The sequence below is a fragment of the Leisingera aquaemixtae genome, assembly GCF_019801145.1.
Classification (GTDB): domain Bacteria; phylum Pseudomonadota; class Alphaproteobacteria; order Rhodobacterales; family Rhodobacteraceae; genus Leisingera; species Leisingera aquaemixtae_A.
Genome location: NZ_JAHVJQ010000001.1, coordinates 32,455 through 48,396 on the forward strand (window position 1 = coordinate 32,455; position 15,942 = coordinate 48,396).

The 15,942-nt window shown below is 62.8% G+C and carries 19 protein-coding genes; all 19 read left to right on the plus strand.

Annotated elements, in window-relative coordinates; genetic code table 11:
• Positions 1–124: 124 nt before the first annotated feature.
• The 19 genes from KUW17_RS00145 (at position 125) to KUW17_RS00235 (ending at position 15,936) form a co-directional block, all read left to right on the plus strand.
• Complete coding sequence (locus KUW17_RS00145) at positions 125–490, plus strand: NADH-quinone oxidoreductase subunit A (RefSeq protein WP_019295998.1); 366 nt, start codon at positions 125–127, stop codon at positions 488–490.
• On the plus strand, positions 481–1,014 hold the full coding sequence (locus KUW17_RS00150) for a NuoB/complex I 20 kDa subunit family protein (protein WP_019295997.1): 534 nt from the start codon (positions 481–483) through the stop codon (positions 1,012–1,014). The genes KUW17_RS00145 and KUW17_RS00150 overlap by 10 nt, the downstream gene beginning before the upstream one ends.
• A 17-nt stretch (positions 1,015–1,031) precedes the next feature.
• Complete coding sequence (locus KUW17_RS00155) at positions 1,032–1,637, plus strand: NADH-quinone oxidoreductase subunit C (RefSeq protein WP_222475047.1); 606 nt, start codon at positions 1,032–1,034, stop codon at positions 1,635–1,637.
• Positions 1,638–1,803: 166 nt separating this feature from the next.
• Positions 1,804–3,027, plus strand: a complete 1,224-nt coding sequence (locus KUW17_RS00160; protein WP_222475048.1) for an NADH-quinone oxidoreductase subunit D — start codon at positions 1,804–1,806, stop codon at positions 3,025–3,027.
• Positions 3,027–4,151, plus strand: coding sequence for an NADH-quinone oxidoreductase subunit NuoE (nuoE, locus tag KUW17_RS00165; protein ID WP_222475049.1), 1,125 nt, complete (start codon positions 3,027–3,029; stop codon positions 4,149–4,151). Before KUW17_RS00160 ends, nuoE begins: the two co-directional genes overlap by 1 nt.
• Before the next feature lie 44 nt (positions 4,152–4,195).
• Positions 4,196–4,423: a DUF5337 domain-containing protein gene (locus tag KUW17_RS00170; RefSeq protein ID WP_222475050.1), complete on the plus strand. Its 228-nt coding sequence runs from the start codon at positions 4,196–4,198 to the stop codon at positions 4,421–4,423.
• 6 nt (positions 4,424–4,429) lie between these two features.
• Entirely contained in the window at positions 4,430–5,728 is a 1,299-nt protein-coding gene (nuoF, locus tag KUW17_RS00175) for an NADH-quinone oxidoreductase subunit NuoF (RefSeq protein WP_222475051.1), read from the plus strand.
• Positions 5,729–5,730: 2 nt separating this feature from the next.
• Positions 5,731–6,147, plus strand: a complete 417-nt coding sequence (locus KUW17_RS00180) for an MAPEG family protein (RefSeq protein ID WP_222475052.1) — start codon at positions 5,731–5,733, stop codon at positions 6,145–6,147.
• 20 nt (positions 6,148–6,167) lie between these two features.
• Entirely contained in the window at positions 6,168–6,509 is a 342-nt protein-coding gene (locus KUW17_RS00185; RefSeq protein WP_222475053.1) for a hypothetical protein, read from the plus strand.
• Between the two features lie 101 nt (positions 6,510–6,610).
• Positions 6,611–7,015 carry a DUF5333 domain-containing protein gene (locus tag KUW17_RS00190; protein WP_222475054.1) on the plus strand — a complete coding sequence of 135 codons (405 nt, stop codon included), beginning with the start codon at positions 6,611–6,613 and terminating at the stop codon, positions 7,013–7,015.
• 3 nt (positions 7,016–7,018) lie between these two features.
• Positions 7,019–9,037: an NADH-quinone oxidoreductase subunit NuoG gene (nuoG, locus tag KUW17_RS00195; RefSeq protein ID WP_222475055.1), complete on the plus strand. Its 2,019-nt coding sequence runs from the start codon at positions 7,019–7,021 to the stop codon at positions 9,035–9,037.
• On the plus strand, positions 9,034–9,420 hold the full coding sequence (locus KUW17_RS00200) for a hypothetical protein (protein WP_222475056.1): 387 nt from the start codon (positions 9,034–9,036) through the stop codon (positions 9,418–9,420). The genes nuoG and KUW17_RS00200 overlap by 4 nt, the downstream gene beginning before the upstream one ends.
• Positions 9,421–9,426: 6 nt before the next feature.
• The gene (nuoH, locus tag KUW17_RS00205) at positions 9,427–10,464 is read left to right on the plus strand and encodes an NADH-quinone oxidoreductase subunit NuoH (RefSeq protein WP_019295986.1); all 1,038 of its coding nucleotides are present in this window, start codon (positions 9,427–9,429) and stop codon (positions 10,462–10,464) included.
• 3 nt (positions 10,465–10,467) lie between these two features.
• Entirely contained in the window at positions 10,468–10,962 is a 495-nt protein-coding gene (nuoI, locus tag KUW17_RS00210) for an NADH-quinone oxidoreductase subunit NuoI (RefSeq protein ID WP_019295985.1), read from the plus strand.
• Positions 10,959–11,378, plus strand: coding sequence for a carboxymuconolactone decarboxylase family protein (locus tag KUW17_RS00215; RefSeq protein WP_222475057.1), 420 nt, complete (start codon positions 10,959–10,961; stop codon positions 11,376–11,378). The genes nuoI and KUW17_RS00215 overlap by 4 nt, the downstream gene beginning before the upstream one ends.
• Positions 11,375–11,977: an NADH-quinone oxidoreductase subunit J gene (locus KUW17_RS00220; protein WP_222475059.1), complete on the plus strand. Its 603-nt coding sequence runs from the start codon at positions 11,375–11,377 to the stop codon at positions 11,975–11,977. Before KUW17_RS00215 ends, KUW17_RS00220 begins: the two co-directional genes overlap by 4 nt.
• Before the next feature lie 4 nt (positions 11,978–11,981).
• Entirely contained in the window at positions 11,982–12,287 is a 306-nt protein-coding gene (gene nuoK / locus KUW17_RS00225) for an NADH-quinone oxidoreductase subunit NuoK (RefSeq protein ID WP_008553673.1), read from the plus strand.
• A 5-nt stretch (positions 12,288–12,292) separates the two neighbouring features.
• Positions 12,293–14,389 carry an NADH-quinone oxidoreductase subunit L gene (gene nuoL, locus KUW17_RS00230; RefSeq protein ID WP_222475060.1) on the plus strand — a complete coding sequence of 699 codons (2,097 nt, stop codon included), beginning with the start codon at positions 12,293–12,295 and terminating at the stop codon, positions 14,387–14,389.
• Entirely contained in the window at positions 14,389–15,936 is a 1,548-nt protein-coding gene (locus tag KUW17_RS00235; RefSeq protein ID WP_222475062.1) for an NADH-quinone oxidoreductase subunit M, read from the plus strand. The genes nuoL and KUW17_RS00235 overlap by 1 nt, the downstream gene beginning before the upstream one ends.
• The last annotated feature ends 6 nt before the right edge of the window (positions 15,937–15,942 follow it).

The following is a 15,942-nucleotide window of genomic DNA, read 5'->3' on the forward strand; positions in this document are numbered from 1 at the left end:
TGTCCAAACCCTTGTGGATTAACGTCGCTTCAGTTGACGCTCCCCGGGCGCGGGGGTATGCACAGTCCAAATCAACACGCCAATTGACGCCGCGCGGAAATCCGCCCGGGGAAAGGAGCTGCTCTTGGAAGAGATGTTGAGGGAATACCTGCCTATTCTGGTCTTCCTGGCCGTCGCGGCAGGTTTGGGGATTGTCCTTATCCTGGCAGCCGTGGTGCTGGCGGTCCGCAACCCGGACCCGGAAAAGGTCAGCGCCTATGAATGCGGTTTCAACGCCTTTGACGATGCCCGCATGAAATTCGATGTCCGGTTCTATCTGGTCTCGATTCTCTTCATCATTTTCGACCTGGAAATCGCCTTCCTGTTTCCCTGGGCCGTCGGTTTCAAGGACATCAGCGACCTCGGCTTCTGGTCGATGATGGTGTTCCTGGGCGTGCTGACCATCGGCTTTGCCTATGAATGGAAGAAAGGGGCCCTGGAATGGCAGTGATGACCGGACCCAACACGGCGGGCGTGGACAAGGAAGTTGTCACCCGGGCCATCAATGCCGAGCTTCAGGATAAGGGCTTCCTGCTCACCTCGGCTGAGGACATCATCAACTGGGCGCGCACCGGCTCGCTGCACTGGATGACCTTTGGCCTCGCCTGCTGCGCGGTGGAGATGATGCACACCTCGATGCCGCGCTATGACGCCGAACGCTTCGGCATCGCGCCGCGCGCCTCGCCGCGCCAGTCGGACGTGATGATCGTCGCAGGCACCCTCACCAACAAGATGGCGCCGGCCCTGCGCAAGGTCTACGACCAGATGCCCGAGCCGCGCTACGTGATCTCGATGGGTTCCTGCGCCAACGGCGGCGGCTACTACCACTACAGCTATTCCGTGGTGCGCGGCTGCGACCGGGTTGTGCCGGTCGACGTCTATGTGCCCGGCTGCCCGCCGACGGCTGAGGCGCTGCTCTACGGCCTGATGCAGCTGCAGCGCAAGATCCGCCGCACCGGCACCCTGGTGCGCTAAGGAAGGGCGGAGACAACATGACTGAAGCACTGAAAGAGCTTGGCGCCCAGATCGAAGCCAAACGCCCCGATTGCGTGGTGGCCTGGGATGTGTCCTTTGATGAGCTGAACATCGACGTGACGCCCTCGAACATCGCCGGTCTGGTGGAGTTCCTGAAATCGGACGCCAACTGCAAGTTTTCAACCCTGGTGGACATCACCGCGGTGGATTACCCCGACCGCGCCAAGCGGTTCGACGTGGTCTACCACTTCCTGTCGATGTACCGGAACCAGCGCATCCGCCTGCGCGCCGCCGTGCGCGAGGATGAGATGGTGCCCTCGATCGTGGACGTGCACCCCTCGGCCAACTGGTTTGAGCGGGAAGTCTACGACATGTTCGGCATCCTGTTCTCCGGCCACCCGGACCTGCGCCGGATCCTGACCGACTACGGCTTCCGCGGCTACCCGCTGCGCAAGGATTTCCCGACCACCGGTTACACCGAGGTCCGTTATGACGAGGCGCAGAAGCGCGTGGTCTACGAGCCGGTGAAGCTGGTGCAGGAATACCGCCAGTTCGATTTCATGTCCCCGTGGGAAGGTGCCGAGTACATCCTGCCCGGCGACGAGAAGGAGGGCGCAAACTGATGTGGTTTGAACCTCTGGCCGAAGTGGGAACCTTGCTGGCAGGCTGTGCGGCCTTGCTGGGTGTCGCTATGTCCTTTTTTAAAAATGAGAAGTTTTCTACGAAGCGCTCCCTTGTTGTAGTGCGTTCAAATCGTGGGAGAGCTATCTCGCATGGAGGTTCAAAATGATGGACGGCTCCAAATTTGACGACGGCAGCGTCGACGCGCTGAGCGGCGAGCAGAAGATCCGCAACTTCAACATCAACTTCGGCCCGCAGCACCCTGCGGCGCATGGGGTTTTGCGTCTAGTACTCGAACTCGACGGCGAGATCGTCGAACGCTGCGATCCGCATATCGGCCTGCTGCACCGCGGCACCGAGAAGCTGATGGAAAGCCGCACCTACCTGCAGAACCTTCCGTATTTCGACCGCCTCGACTATGTGGCGCCGATGAACCAGGAACACGCCTGGTGCCTGGCCATTGAAAAGCTGACCGGCACCGAGGTGCCGCGCCGCGGCCAGCTGATCCGGGTGCTGTACTCGGAAATCGGCCGGGTGCTGAACCACCTCTTGAACGTCACCACGCAGGCGATGGACGTCGGCGCGCTGACCCCGCCGCTGTGGGGCTTTGAAGAGCGCGAAAAGCTGATGATCTTCTACGAGCGGGCCTGCGGCGCGCGCCTGCACGCGGCCTACTTCCGTCCCGGCGGCGTGCATCAGGATCTGCCGGACGAACTGCTCGATGATATCGACCTCTGGGCGATGGAATTCCCCAAGGTGCTGGACGACATCGATGGCCTCCTGACCGAAAACCGCATCTTCAAGCAGCGCAACTGCGACATCGGTGTGGTGACCGAGGACGACATCCAGAAATACGGCTTCTCCGGCGTCATGGTGCGCGGCTCCGGCCTTGCATGGGACCTGCGCCGCGCACAGCCCTATGAATGCTATGACGAGTTCGAGTTCCAGGTGCCGATCGGCAAGAACGGCGACTGCTACGACCGCTACCTCTGCCGGATGGAAGAGATGCGCCAGTCGACCTCGATCATCCGCCAGGCGATTGCCAAGCTGCGCGAAGCCACCGGCGACGTGCTGGCCCGCGGCAAGCTGACCCCGCCCAAGCGCGGCGACATGAAGACCTCGATGGAAAGCCTGATCCACCATTTCAAGCTGTACACCGAAGGCTTCCACGTCCCGGCAGGCGAGGTTTACGCCGCCGTCGAGGCGCCCAAGGGCGAGTTCGGCGTCTATCTGGTGGCGGACGGGTCCAACAAACCCTACCGCTCCAAGATCCGCGCGCCCGGGTTCCTGCACCTGCAGGCGATGGACCACGTTGCCAAGGGCCACCAGCTGGCCGACGTCGCCGCCATCATCGGCACCATGGACGTCGTATTTGGAGAGATTGACCGCTAATGCTTCGCCGTCTGCATTCCGAACAACCCGACAGCTTTGCCTTCACCCCGGCCAACCAGGCCTGGGCCGAGGCGCAGATCACCAAATACCCCGAAGGGCGTCAGGCCTCCGCGGTCATTCCGCTTCTGTGGCGTGCGCAGGAACAGGAAGGCTGGGTGTCCAAGCCCGCGATCGAAGCCATCGCCGACATGCTCGGCATGGCCTATATCCGGGTGCTGGAGGTTGCCTCCTTCTACTTCATGTTCCAGCTGCAACCCACTGGTTCCGTTGCTCATGTCCAGATTTGCGGCACCACCTCCTGCATGATCTGCGGGGCGGAGGACCTGATCGCCGTCTGCCAGGAGAAGATCGCCGAAAAGCCGCATACCCTGTCGGCGGACGGCAAGTTCACCTGGGAAGAGGTCGAGTGCCTGGGCGCCTGCACCAACGCGCCGATGGCACAGATCGGCAAGGACTATTACGAGGATCTGACGGCAGAGGGCTTTGCCAAGCTGCTGGATGATCTGGCCGCGGGCAAGGTGGTTGCCCCCGGGCCGCAGAACGGCCGCTATGCAGCAGAGCCGAAAGCGGGCCTCACCTCGCTGACCGACTTCGACAGCGGCAAGACGCAGTACAACGCGTCGGTGCAGCTGGCGATGGACATCAAGGACGGCGTCAAGCGCATCCAGGGCGATGAAGTGCCGCTGCTGACCCCGTGGGTCGGCAAGGACGGCGTTGTTGCCGGCCGCGCGGCAGCGGGTGCACCGCCCAAACCCCCCGAGGCGCCCAAGTCGGCGGTGAAGCAGGCAGCTGAGGCCAAGAAGGACGCAGCTCCTGCGGTGGAAGAGAAAGAGCCCGAAGTTCTGAAAGAGGCCCGCGGTGGTCTCCCTGATGACCTGAAGCTGCTGAAAGGCGTTGGCCCCAAGCTGGAGGAAAAACTCAACGAACTGGGCTTCTTCCATTTCGACCAGATCGCCGAATGGACCGAGGCAGAGATTGCCTGGGTTGATGCGCGGCTCCAGTTCAAGGGCCGGATCGAGCGGGACGGCTGGATCGAGCAGGCCAAGCGCCTGCAGGTCGGCGATGAGACCGAGTTCGCGAAGCGTGCCAAAGAAGAGCACATCTACGACGACAAAGAAGACTGATCGGATGCGGCCCGGCCGGGCTGTCTCCGGGTGATAGGGAACAGATGAGCAAGGAACAGGACCAGGCCATTGCAGCAAAGGGCCGGCACATCGCATTGGTGATCGCCGGGACAATTTCGCTGTGGATCGTCCTGTCGCTGTTCATCGGCCCCATGCTGGGGCTGCCGGGGCGCTATGCGCTGCTGTTCGACTTCGCCGCGCTGGCGGGCATGATCTATGCCCTGGTCAACATATTTCAACTCTGGCGCATGCGCCGGGACAGCCAAAGGTAGGCACACATGCTGAAGGATCAGGACCGGATCTTTACCAACCTTTACGGGATGCACGACCGCAACCTGGCGGACGCCAAGGCGCGCGGCCATTGGGACGGCACTGCCGGCATCATCGAAAAGGGCCGCGACTGGATCATTCAGACCATGAAGGACTCAGGGCTGCGCGGCCGCGGCGGCGCGGGTTTCCCGACCGGCCTCAAGTGGTCCTTCATGCCCAAGGAAAGCGACGGCCGCCCGGCGTATCTGGTGATCAACGCCGATGAATCCGAGCCCGGCACCTGCAAGGACCGGGAAATCATGCGCCACGATCCGCACACGCTGATCGAAGGCGCGCTGATCGCCTCCTTCGCGATGAACGCACATACCTGCTACATCTACCTTCGCGGCGAATACATCCGCGAGCGCGAGGCGCTGCAGGCGGCAATCGACGAATGTTACGACCAGGGCCTGCTGGGCAAGAACGCCGCTGGCTCCGGCTGGGACTTCGACGTCTTCCTGCACCACGGAGCAGGGGCCTATATCTGCGGTGAGGAAACCGCCCTGATCGAGTCCTTGGAAGGCAAGAAGGGCATGCCCCGGATGAAGCCGCCGTTCCCGGCAGGCGCGGGCCTTTACGGCTGCCCGACCACCGTGAACAACGTGGAATCGATCGCGGTTGTGCCGACCATCCTGCGCCGCGGCGCCGATTGGTTCGCCTCCTTCGGGCGCCAGAACAACGCAGGTACCAAGCTGTTTGCGATCTCCGGCCACGTCAACAACCCCTGTGTCGTTGAAGAGGCGATGTCGATCTCCTTTGAGGAGCTGATCGAGAAGCATTGCGGCGGCATCCGCGGCGGCTGGGACAACCTGCTGGCGGTGATCCCCGGCGGCTCCTCCGTGCCGTGCGTGCGCGGCGAGAACATGCGCGACGCGATCATGGACTTCGATTACCTGCGCGGCGAGCTGGGGTCCGGCCTCGGCACTGCGGCGGTGATCGTGATGGACAAGCAGACCGACATCATCAAGGCGATCTGGCGCCTGTCCAAGTTCTACAAGCACGAGAGCTGCGGCCAGTGCACCCCCTGCCGCGAAGGCACCGGCTGGATGATGCGCGTCATGGACCGCCTGGTGAAGGGCGAGGCAGAGCTGGAAGAAATCGACATGCTGTGGGACGTGACCAAGCAGGTCGAGGGCCACACCATCTGCGCCCTTGGCGATGCGGCGGCCTGGCCGATCCAGGGCCTGATCAAGAACTTCCGCGAGGAAATCGAAGACCGCATCCGGGCCCAGAAGACCGGCCGCATGGGCGCGATGGCGGCTGAGTAACAATGGAAGCCTTCGCTGCATATTCCCACGCTCTGGCCGCGCTGGTGATCTTTACTCTGATCACCCTGGCGCTGTCGCCGTTTTCGGCGTTGGCCAAGCAGAAGGCGGGCCTCGCACCGGGGGCCACGCCGCGGGAGGATTATGCGGAAAAGGCGTACCGGCTGAACCGCGCATACCTGAACGGCTGCGAGACGCTGCCTGTCTTCCTCACCGTGACACTGGTGGCAATTCTGGCGGGTGCAGCGCCGTTCTGGGTGAACCTGCTGGCCTCGCTGGCGCTGGCGGCGCGGGTCATCATGATTTTCATTCACCTTCAGGGCATCGGCAAACCGCACAGCGGCCCGCGCTCTGTTTTTTATGTTGTCGGCTGGGCCTGCATGGCCGGCTTGGCGATCCTGGCATTGGTGGCAGTATTTTGAGCATCTTGAAGACATACCGGATGGCCGTTCCTGCGGCCTGCCTGGCGGCTCTGGCGCTGGTTTCGGCCTGCGGCACCTCCGTCACCAACAAGAGCCGCACGCTGTATGACGGCGTGCCGTTCAAGGCCAAGGCCAAGCCCATCGACAAGAAAACCGATCCGGCAGTGTTCCAGATCGACATCAAGGGCGTCGAACGGTCGCTTACGGGTGCGCGCGAAGCGGCTGCACATGGCGGCACCACCTACTGCGTGACGACCTATGGTTCTTCCAAGATCGAATGGGCCAACGACCCGCGCAACGAGGATATTCCGCTGACCATCACCGATGGCCGCGCCGTCTTCCAGGGGACCTGCACTCCGTGAGCGGATTTCCGGCATATCAGGGCCGTGCGGCCCGGCTGCTATTGCATAGCAGAGGCGCGGCCTTGCGCATGGGGGCTTCGAAACTGAAGGAGTCCCATGCCATGCGTGCCCTGATTGCTGCTGTTCTGACCACCGTTGTTGCCCTGCCTGCCCCGGCCCTGACCAAGCCGTCGCTGCGCGAAGTGCAGGAAATCGAAGACCCGCTGTTTGCCGTCGCCGTGGCCAAGGAAGTCTCGGATTACTGCGAGGATATTTCCCCGCGCTACCTGAAAGGGCTGGTCGAGTTGCGCCGGCTCAAAGCGCGGGCAAACGAGCTGGGATACTCGGACACGGAAATCCGCAGCTACATCGAATCTGATGCCGAAAAGGCCCGGATGCGCGCCAAGGGAGAAGAACTCCTGGCGCAGAACGGCGTTGACTACGGCGAACCCGAAACATTCTGCGCCTATGGCCGCGCAGAGATTGAGAAAAACAGCGCGATCGGCGTGTTACTGAGGGCGAAATAGACCATGTCTGACCTCCGCAAGATCAACATTGACGGAACCGAGATCGAGGTGGATGGGGCGATGACCCTGATCCAGGCCTGTGAGGAGGCCGGCGTCGAGATCCCGCGCTTCTGCTACCATGAGCGGCTGTCGATTGCCGGCAACTGCCGCATGTGCCTGGTGGAGGTCGTCGGCGGCCCGCCGAAGCCCGCCGCCTCCTGCGCCATGCAGGTGCGCGACCTGCGCCCGGGTCCCGAAGGCCAGGCGCCGCAGGTGAAGACCAACTCGCCGATGGTCAAGAAGGCCCGCGAAGGCGTGATGGAATTCATGCTGATCAACCACCCGCTGGATTGCCCGATCTGCGACCAGGGCGGCGAATGCGACCTGCAGGACCAGGCGATGGCCTATGGCCTGTCGGGCAGCCGCTTCAAGGAGGCCAAGCGCGCGGTGGACGATCTGGACCTCGGTCCCCTGGTTTCCACCACCATGACCCGCTGCATTTCCTGCACCCGCTGCGTTCGCTTCACCACTGAGGTGGCAGGCATCACCCAGATGGGCCAGACCGGACGCGGCGAGGATGCGGAGATCACCTCCTACCTGAACCAGACGCTGCAATCGAACCTGCAGGGCAACATCATCGACCTGTGCCCGGTGGGCGCGCTGACGTCGAAGCCTTATGCTTTCACCGCCCGCCCGTGGGAGCTGACCAAGACCGAAACCATCGACGTGATGGACGCGCTGGGGTCGAACATCCGCGTGGATACCAAGGGCCGAGAAGTGATGCGGATCCTGCCGCGCAACCACGACGGCGTGAACGAGGAATGGATCAGCGACAAGACCCGTTTTGTCTGGGACGGCCTGCGCCGCCAGCGCCTTGACCGTCCCTACGTGCGGGTCGATGGCAAGCTGAAGCCCGCCACCTGGGCGGAGGCGCTGTCTGCTGCTGCAAATGCCATAAAGGACAAGAAGATTGCGGGCCTGATCGGCGATCTGGTTCCGGTCGAGGCAGCCTTTGCGCTGAAGCAGCTGGTCGAGGGCCTGGGCGGCAAGGTTGAATGCCGCACCGACAACGCCCGCCTGCCGATCGGCAACCGCGCGGGCTATGCCGGCACCGCCACCATCGAGGATATCGACAGCGCCAAGTTCATCCAGCTGATCGGCACCAACCCGCGCGACGAAGCGCCGGTGCTGAACGCCCGCATCCGCAAAGCATGGCTGAACGGCGCGCAGGTCGGCCTGGTCGGCCAGCCGGCGGACCTGACCTATGAATACGCCCACGTCGGCACCGACCGCGCTGCGCTGGAAGGCCTGCTGAACAAGGACTACGGCGCCGTCAAGGACGCACCCTCTGTCGTGATCGTGGGGCAGGGTGCCCTGCGCGAGGCCGACGGCCTGGCGGTTCTGGCCGCCGCGCAGAAACTGGCTGCCGGTACCGGCTCCAAGCTGATGGTGCTGCACACCGCCGCTTCCCGCGTCGGGGCGATGGACATCGGCGCTGTGACCGAAGGCGGCATGGCCGCAGCTATCGACGGGGCAGAGGTGATTTACAACCTCGGCGCCGATGAGGTGGAAATCGACGCAGGCGCCTTTGTGATCTACCAGGGCAGCCACGGCGACCGCGGCGCGCACCGCGCCGACGTGATCCTGCCGGGCGCAGCCTACACCGAGGAGAACGGCCTGTTCGTGAACACCGAAGGCCGACCCCAACTGGCCATGCGCGCAGCCTTTGCGCCGGGTGAGGCCAAGGAAAACTGGGCCATCCTGCGCGCGCTGAGCGCTGAAGCTGAAGCCAAGCTGGGCTATGACTCGCTGGCGCAGCTGCGCCAGGCGCTGGTCGCGGAAGTTCCGCATCTGGCCCGGATCGACGAAGTGGCCGAAAAGGACGGCGAGCCGCTGGAGCAGGACAAGCTCGGCAGCGCGTCCTTCCTGCCCGCGGTCAAGGATTTCTACCTGACCAACCCGATCGCCCGCGCATCGCAGCTGATGGCGGAGCTGTCGGCAGGCGTGAAGGCCCGCGAAACCGGGAAACTGGCCGCCGAATGATCCGCTTCGCCCTCATAACGCCGTTTCTGCTGGCCGCCTGCGCAATGGCGCCCGGCACTGAAGGCGCGCAGCCCGCTCCTGTCTACGAAGGGGTGGAAACCAGCCTGCTGGAGGGCGATCTGGTGCAATTCAACGTCTCCATGCGCGGCGCTGCCGCGCCTGGCGACCTCGACAAATATGCGGAATGCGCCGCCGCGCAATATGCGCTGATCCGGGACTACGGGTTCGCGCGCCATGTGCGCACAACAACGAAACAGGCAGGGGGCAGCCGGACCGCTGATGCGGTCTATCTGATTTCGCCCTCTCTGCCGCGCGGCCTGCGCACCATCGACGCCAGCGTCGCGGTCGCGGATTGCGCGGCAAACGGAATACCTACGGTGTGAGGACCTATGGCTGATTTCTTTAACACTCCAGGCGGCATCGCTGTTCTGATCCTGGCGCAAGTGCTTGCAGTTGTTGCCTTTGTGATGATCTCGCTCCTGTTCCTCGTCTACGGGGACCGCAAGATCTGGGCCGCGGTCCAGATGCGCCGGGGCCCGAACGTGGTGGGCGTCTACGGCCTGCTGCAATCGGTGGCCGATGCGCTGAAATACGTGGTGAAAGAGGTGGTGATCCCGGCCGGCGCCGACCGCACCGTCTTTATCCTGGCGCCGATGACCTCTTTCGTGCTGGCGATGATCGCCTGGGCGGTGATCCCCTTCAACGACGGCTGGGTGCTCTCTGACATCAACGTCGCTATCCTCTATGTCTTCGCGGTCTCCAGCTTGGAGGTCTACGGCGTGATCATGGGCGGCTGGGCGTCGAACTCGAAGTACCCGTTCCTGGGCTCGCTGCGCTCCGCGGCACAGATGATCTCCTATGAGGTCTCCATCGGCCTCATCATCATCGGTGTGATTATCTCCACCGGGTCGATGAACTTCGGCGACATCGTGCGCGCGCAGGACGGCGATCTGGGCCTGTTGAACTGGTACTGGATCCCGCATTTCCCGATGGTCTTCCTGTTCTTCATCTCGGCGCTGGCGGAAACCAACCGGCCGCCGTTCGACCTGCCGGAAGCGGAATCTGAACTGGTCGCGGGCTACCAGGTGGAATATTCGGCGACCCCGTTCCTGCTGTTCATGGCCGGTGAGTACATCGCCATCTTCCTGATGTGCGCGCTGACCTCGCTGCTGTTCTTCGGCGGCTGGCTGTCCCCGATCCCGGGCCTGCCCGATGGCGTCCTGTGGATGGTCGGCAAGATGGCGTTCTTCTTCTTCCTCTTCGCAATGGTGAAGGCGATCACCCCGCGCTACCGCTATGACCAGCTGATGCGCCTGGGCTGGAAAGTGTTCCTGCCGTTCTCGCTGGCCTGGGTGGTCTTCGTGTCCTTTGCTGCAAAATTTGACTGGTTCTGGGGCATCTTCGCCCGCTGGACCGTGGGAGGCTAACTGATGGCGAACATCGACTACACCCGCGCCGCCAAATACTTCCTGCTGCAGGATTTCTGGGTCGGCTTCAAACTGGGGCTGAAGTATTTCTTCGCCCCCAAGGCCACCCTGAACTACCCGCACGAGAAGGGCCCGCTGTCGCCCCGCTTCCGCGGCGAGCACGCACTGCGCCGCTATCCGAATGGCGAAGAGCGCTGCATTGCCTGCAAGCTTTGCGAAGCGGTCTGCCCGGCGCAGGCGATCACCATCGACGCGGAGCCGCGCGAGGACGGCAGCCGCCGCACCACGCGCTATGACATCGACATGACCAAATGCATCTACTGCGGCTTCTGCCAGGAAGCCTGCCCGGTGGATGCGATTGTCGAAGGCCCGAACTTCGAATTCGCCACCGAAACCCGCGAGGAGCTGTTCTACGACAAGGAGAAGCTGCTTTCGAACGGGGAGCGCTGGGAAGCCGAGATCGCCCGCAACCTGGAAATCGACGCGCCGTACCGATGACTGACCCCAAGAACCCTTTCGAGGCCATGATGGCCCAGGCCCAGCAGATGGCCAAGGCGTTCAACCCGGCGCTGGAGAACTTCTCGCCCTCCGAGGCTTTCAAGGAGTTCGAGGCGCTGTGGCCCACCATGCCCAAAGAGGTCATGGAAATGATGTTCGGCAACACCGTCAACAAGGACGGGCTGGATGCCAAGACCCGGCTGCTGCTGACACTGGCCGGGCTGACAATGCAGGGCGCGCAGGCCGACAGTGCCGTGCGCCAGACCGTGCGCCACGCCCTCGCGGCCGGCGCCAAGAAACAAGAGATCGTGGAAACGATCGGACAGATGTCGGTGTTTGCCGGCATTCCGGCCATGAACCGGGCGCTGGATCTGGCGCAATCGGTCATGGACGACAAAAGGGACGATGAGACATGAGCGTTTTTGCCTTCTACCTCTTCGCCATCAGCGCCATCACCGGCGGGCTGTTCACCGTGATCAGCCGCCAGCCGGTGCATTCGGTACTGTGGCTGATCCTGGCCTTCCTTTCCTCGGCCGGGCTGTTTGTGCTGTTGGGGGCGGAGTTCGTCGCCATGCTGCTGGTCATCGTCTACGTGGGCGCGGTCGCGGTGCTGTTCCTGTTTGTGGTGATGATGATCGACGTCGACTTTGCCGAGCTGAAAGCGGAGATGGCGAAATACATGCCGCTGGCGCTGCTGATCGGCCTGGTGATCCTGATGCAGTTCGTGATGGCCTTCGGCGTCTGGGAAACCGCGCACAAGGCGCCGGAGCTGCTGGCCAATCCGGTGCCTGCGGACCGCCACAACACCGAGGCGCTCGGCCTCATCATCTATGACCAATATTTCCTTCTGTTCCAGCTGGCGGGCCTGATCCTGCTGGTGGCGATGATCGGCGCGATCGTGCTGACCCTGCGCCACCGCACCGACGTCAAGCGCCAGGACGTGGTTGCGCAGATGATGCGCGACCCGGCCGCCGCGATGGAGCTTAGGGATGTGAAACCGGGGCAGGGGCTGTGATCCAATGATTGGACTTGAACATTATCTGACCGTCGCGGCGACGTTGTTCGTCATCGGCATCTTCGGGCTCTTCCTGAACCGCAAGAACGTGATCATCCTGCTGATGAGCATCGAACTGATGCTCTTGGCGGTGAACATCAACCTGGTCGCCTTCTCCAGCTTCCTGGGCGATCTGGTGGGGCAGGTCTTTACCCTGTTCGTGCTGACCGTGGCCGCCGCAGAGGCCGCCATCGGCCTTGCGATCCTGGTCTGCTTCTTCCGCAACCGCGGCACCATTGCCGTGGAAGACGTCAACGTGATGAAGGGCTAACACCGATGGAAACCATCCTCCTCTTTGCCCCGCTGGTTGGCGCAGTTATCTGCGGCTTCGGCCACAAGATGATCGGTGAGAAAGCCGCCACCGTGACCGCTACGGCGCTTTTGTTCCTTGCGGCGCTGCTTAGCTGGATCACCTTCCTGTCGTTTGACGGGGTGACCCAGAACATCGAGATTTTCCGCTGGATCGAAAGCGGCTCGCTGTCGACCTCCTGGGCGATCCGCCTGGACCGGCTGACCGCGATCATGCTGATCGTGATCACCACGGTCTCGTCGCTCGTGCACCTCTATTCCTTCGGCTACATGGACCATGACCCGCAGTGGAAAGAGGGCGAAAGCTACAAGCCGCGCTTCTTTGCCTATCTGTCGTTCTTCACCTTCGCGATGCTGATGCTGGTGACCTCCGACAACCTGGTGCAGATGTTCTTCGGCTGGGAAGGCGTGGGCGTGGCCTCCTACCTGCTGATCGGCTTCTACTACCGCAAGCCTAGCGCCAATGCAGCGGCGATGAAGGCCTTCATCGTGAACCGGGTCGGCGACTTCGGCTTTGCGCTGGGGATCTTCGGGCTGTTCTTCCTGACCGACAGCATCAACCTGTCTGACATCTTTGCCGCTGCCCCGACGCTGGCGGAAACCCAGGTGTCTTTCCTGTGGAGCGAATGGAATGCGGCGAACCTGCTGGCCTTCCTGCTGTTTGTCGGCGCGATGGGCAAATCGGCGCAGCTGATCCTGCACACCTGGCTGCCGGACGCGATGGAAGGCCCGACCCCGGTGTCGGCGCTGATCCACGCGGCGACCATGGTGACCGCGGGCGTATTCCTGGTCTGCCGCATGTCGCCGCTGATCGAGTTCGCGCCTGAGGCCGCGGCCTTCATCACCGTGCTGGGGGCTGCGACTGCCTTCTTCGCGGCCACCGTGGGCCTGGTTCAGAACGACATCAAGCGCGTGATCGCCTATTCGACATGCTCGCAGCTGGGCTACATGTTCGTGGCGGCTGGCGTCGGCATGTACTCGGCGGCGATGTTCCACCTGTTCACCCACGCCTTCTTCAAGGCGATGCTGTTCCTTGGCGCCGGTTCGGTGATCCACGCCATGCATCACGAGCAGGACATGCGGAACTACGGCGCGCTGCGCAAGAAAATCCCCTATACCTTCTGGGCGATGATGATCGGTACGCTGGCCATTACCGGTGTTGGCATCCCGCTGAGCGGCTGGGTTGGCTTTGCCGGCTTCGTGTCCAAGGACGCCATCATCGAAAGCGCCTATGCGGGCGGCTCGATGTTCGGCTTCTGGGCGCTGGTGATCGCCGCCTTCATGACCTCCTTCTACTCCTGGCGCCTGATCTTCATGACCTTCTACGGCGAGGCGCGCGGCGACAAGCACACCCATGACCATGCCCATGAAAGCCCCTGGACCATGCTGGTGCCGCTCGGTGTGCTGGCGGTGGGTTCGGTCACCGCGGGCATGATCTGGTACAGCAGCTTCTTCGGCCACGCTGATCAGGTCGGCAAGTTCTACGGCATCCCGGTGGCGGAAGCATCCGCTGCGGCACATGGCGAAGAGGCCGGCCACGGTGAAGAGGCCGCGCACGGCGAAGACGCGGCACATGGCGGCGAGCACCACTATGTGTTTGCCGGCAAGCCGGGCGAGGGCGCGCTGTACATCGGCAAGGACAACCACATCCTGGAGGATGCCCATGCGGCGCCGAAATGGGTGAAGCTGTCCCCGTTCGTCGCAATGCTGGGCGGCCTGGTCCTGGCGCTGTGGTTCTACATCTGGAACCCGTCGCTACCCGCGCGCCTGGCGCAGCAGCAGCGCCCGCTGTACCTGTTCCTGCTCAACAAATGGTATTTTGACGAAATCTATGACGTGATCTTTGTCAAACCGGCCGTGGCCATCGGCCGCTTCTTCTGGAAACGCGGCGATGGCAGCACCATCGACGGCTTCCTGAACGGCCTGGCCATGGGCGTTGTTCCCTTCTTCACCCGCCTCGCGGGCCGGGCGCAGTCCGGTTACATCTTCACTTATGCCTTCTGGATGGTGCTGGGCATTGCAGCCCTGGTCACCTGGATGTCGATCGGCGGAGGAACGCACTGATGGACAATCTCCTTTCTATTGTCACCTTCATCCCGGCGCTCGCGGCGGCCATTCTGGCCCTGTTCCTGCGCGGCGAGGATAGGGCGGCGCAGCGCAACGCCAAGTTTGTTGCGCTCTTTGCCACCACGATCACCTTCCTGGTGAGCCTGGGCATCTATTTCGAGTTCGATCCCGCCAACACCGGCTTCCAGTTTGTCGAGGACCGGGAGTGGATCTTCGGGCTCAAGTACAAGATGGGCGTCGACGGCATCTCGGTTCTGTTCGTGATGCTGACCACCTTCATCATGCCGCTGACCATCCTGGCCAGCTGGTCGGTCACGGCCCGCGTGAAGGAATATATGATCGCCTTCCTGCTCCTGGAGACCCTGATGCTGGGTGTCTTCATGGCGCTGGACCTGGTGCTGTTCTACCTGTTCTTCGAGGCGGGCCTCATTCCGATGTTCCTGATCATCGGTATCTGGGGCGGCAAGGAGCGGATCTACGCCTCCTTCAAGTTCTTCCTCTACACCTTCTTCGGCTCGGTGCTGATGCTGGTTGCGATGGTCTTCATGTATGTGGATGCCGGCACCACCGATATCGAGACCCTGCTGACCCACAGCTTCTCGGCGGCGTCGTTCGACGTCTTGGGCATCCATGTGCTGGGCGGCGCCCAGACGCTGATGTTCCTCGCCTTCTTTGCCTCCTTTGCGGTGAAGATGCCGATGTGGCCGGTGCACACCTGGCTGCCGGACGCGCACGTGCAGGCGCCGACAGCGGGCTCCGTGGTGCTGGCGGCGATCCTGCTGAAGATGGGCGGCTACGGCTTCCTGCGCTTCTCCCTGCCGATGTTCCCGGTGGGCGCGGACGTGATGACCGATGTGGTGCTGTGGATGTCCGCGATTGCGGTGGTCTACACCTCGCTGGTGGCGATGGTGCAGGAGGACATGAAGAAGCTGATCGCCTATTCCTCGGTTGCGCACATGGGCTTTGTCACCATGGGCATCTTTGCCGCCAACCAGCAGGGCATCGACGGCGCCATCTTCCAGATGCTGTCGCACGGCTTCATCTCCGCCGCGCTCTTCCTTTGCGTCGGCGTCATCTATGACCGCATGCACACCCGCGACATCGACGCCTACGGCGGCCTGGTGATCCGGATGCCCGCATACGCGCTGGTCTTCATGTTCTTCACCATGGGCAACGTCGGCCTGCCGGGCACCTCGGGCTTCATCGGTGAATTCCTGACCCTGATGGGCACCTTCCAGAAGAACACCTGGGTGACCGCGGTGGCGGCAACCGGCGTGATCTTCTCGGCCGGTTACGCATTGTGGCTCTACCGCCGCGTGGTGTTCGGCGACCTGATCAAGGGCAGCCTGATGGGCATCAAGGACATGTCCGCGCGCGAACGCTTTGTCTTTGCGCCGCTGGTCGTGATGACCCTGCTGCTGGGCGTCTACCCGGCGCTGGTCACCGACATCATCGGCCCCTCGACCGAGGCGCTGATCGCAAACTTCAACCAGTCTCTGGCGGCGGCCGATACCTCGGCAGCCACCCAGATTGCTTCGCACTAAGGGAGC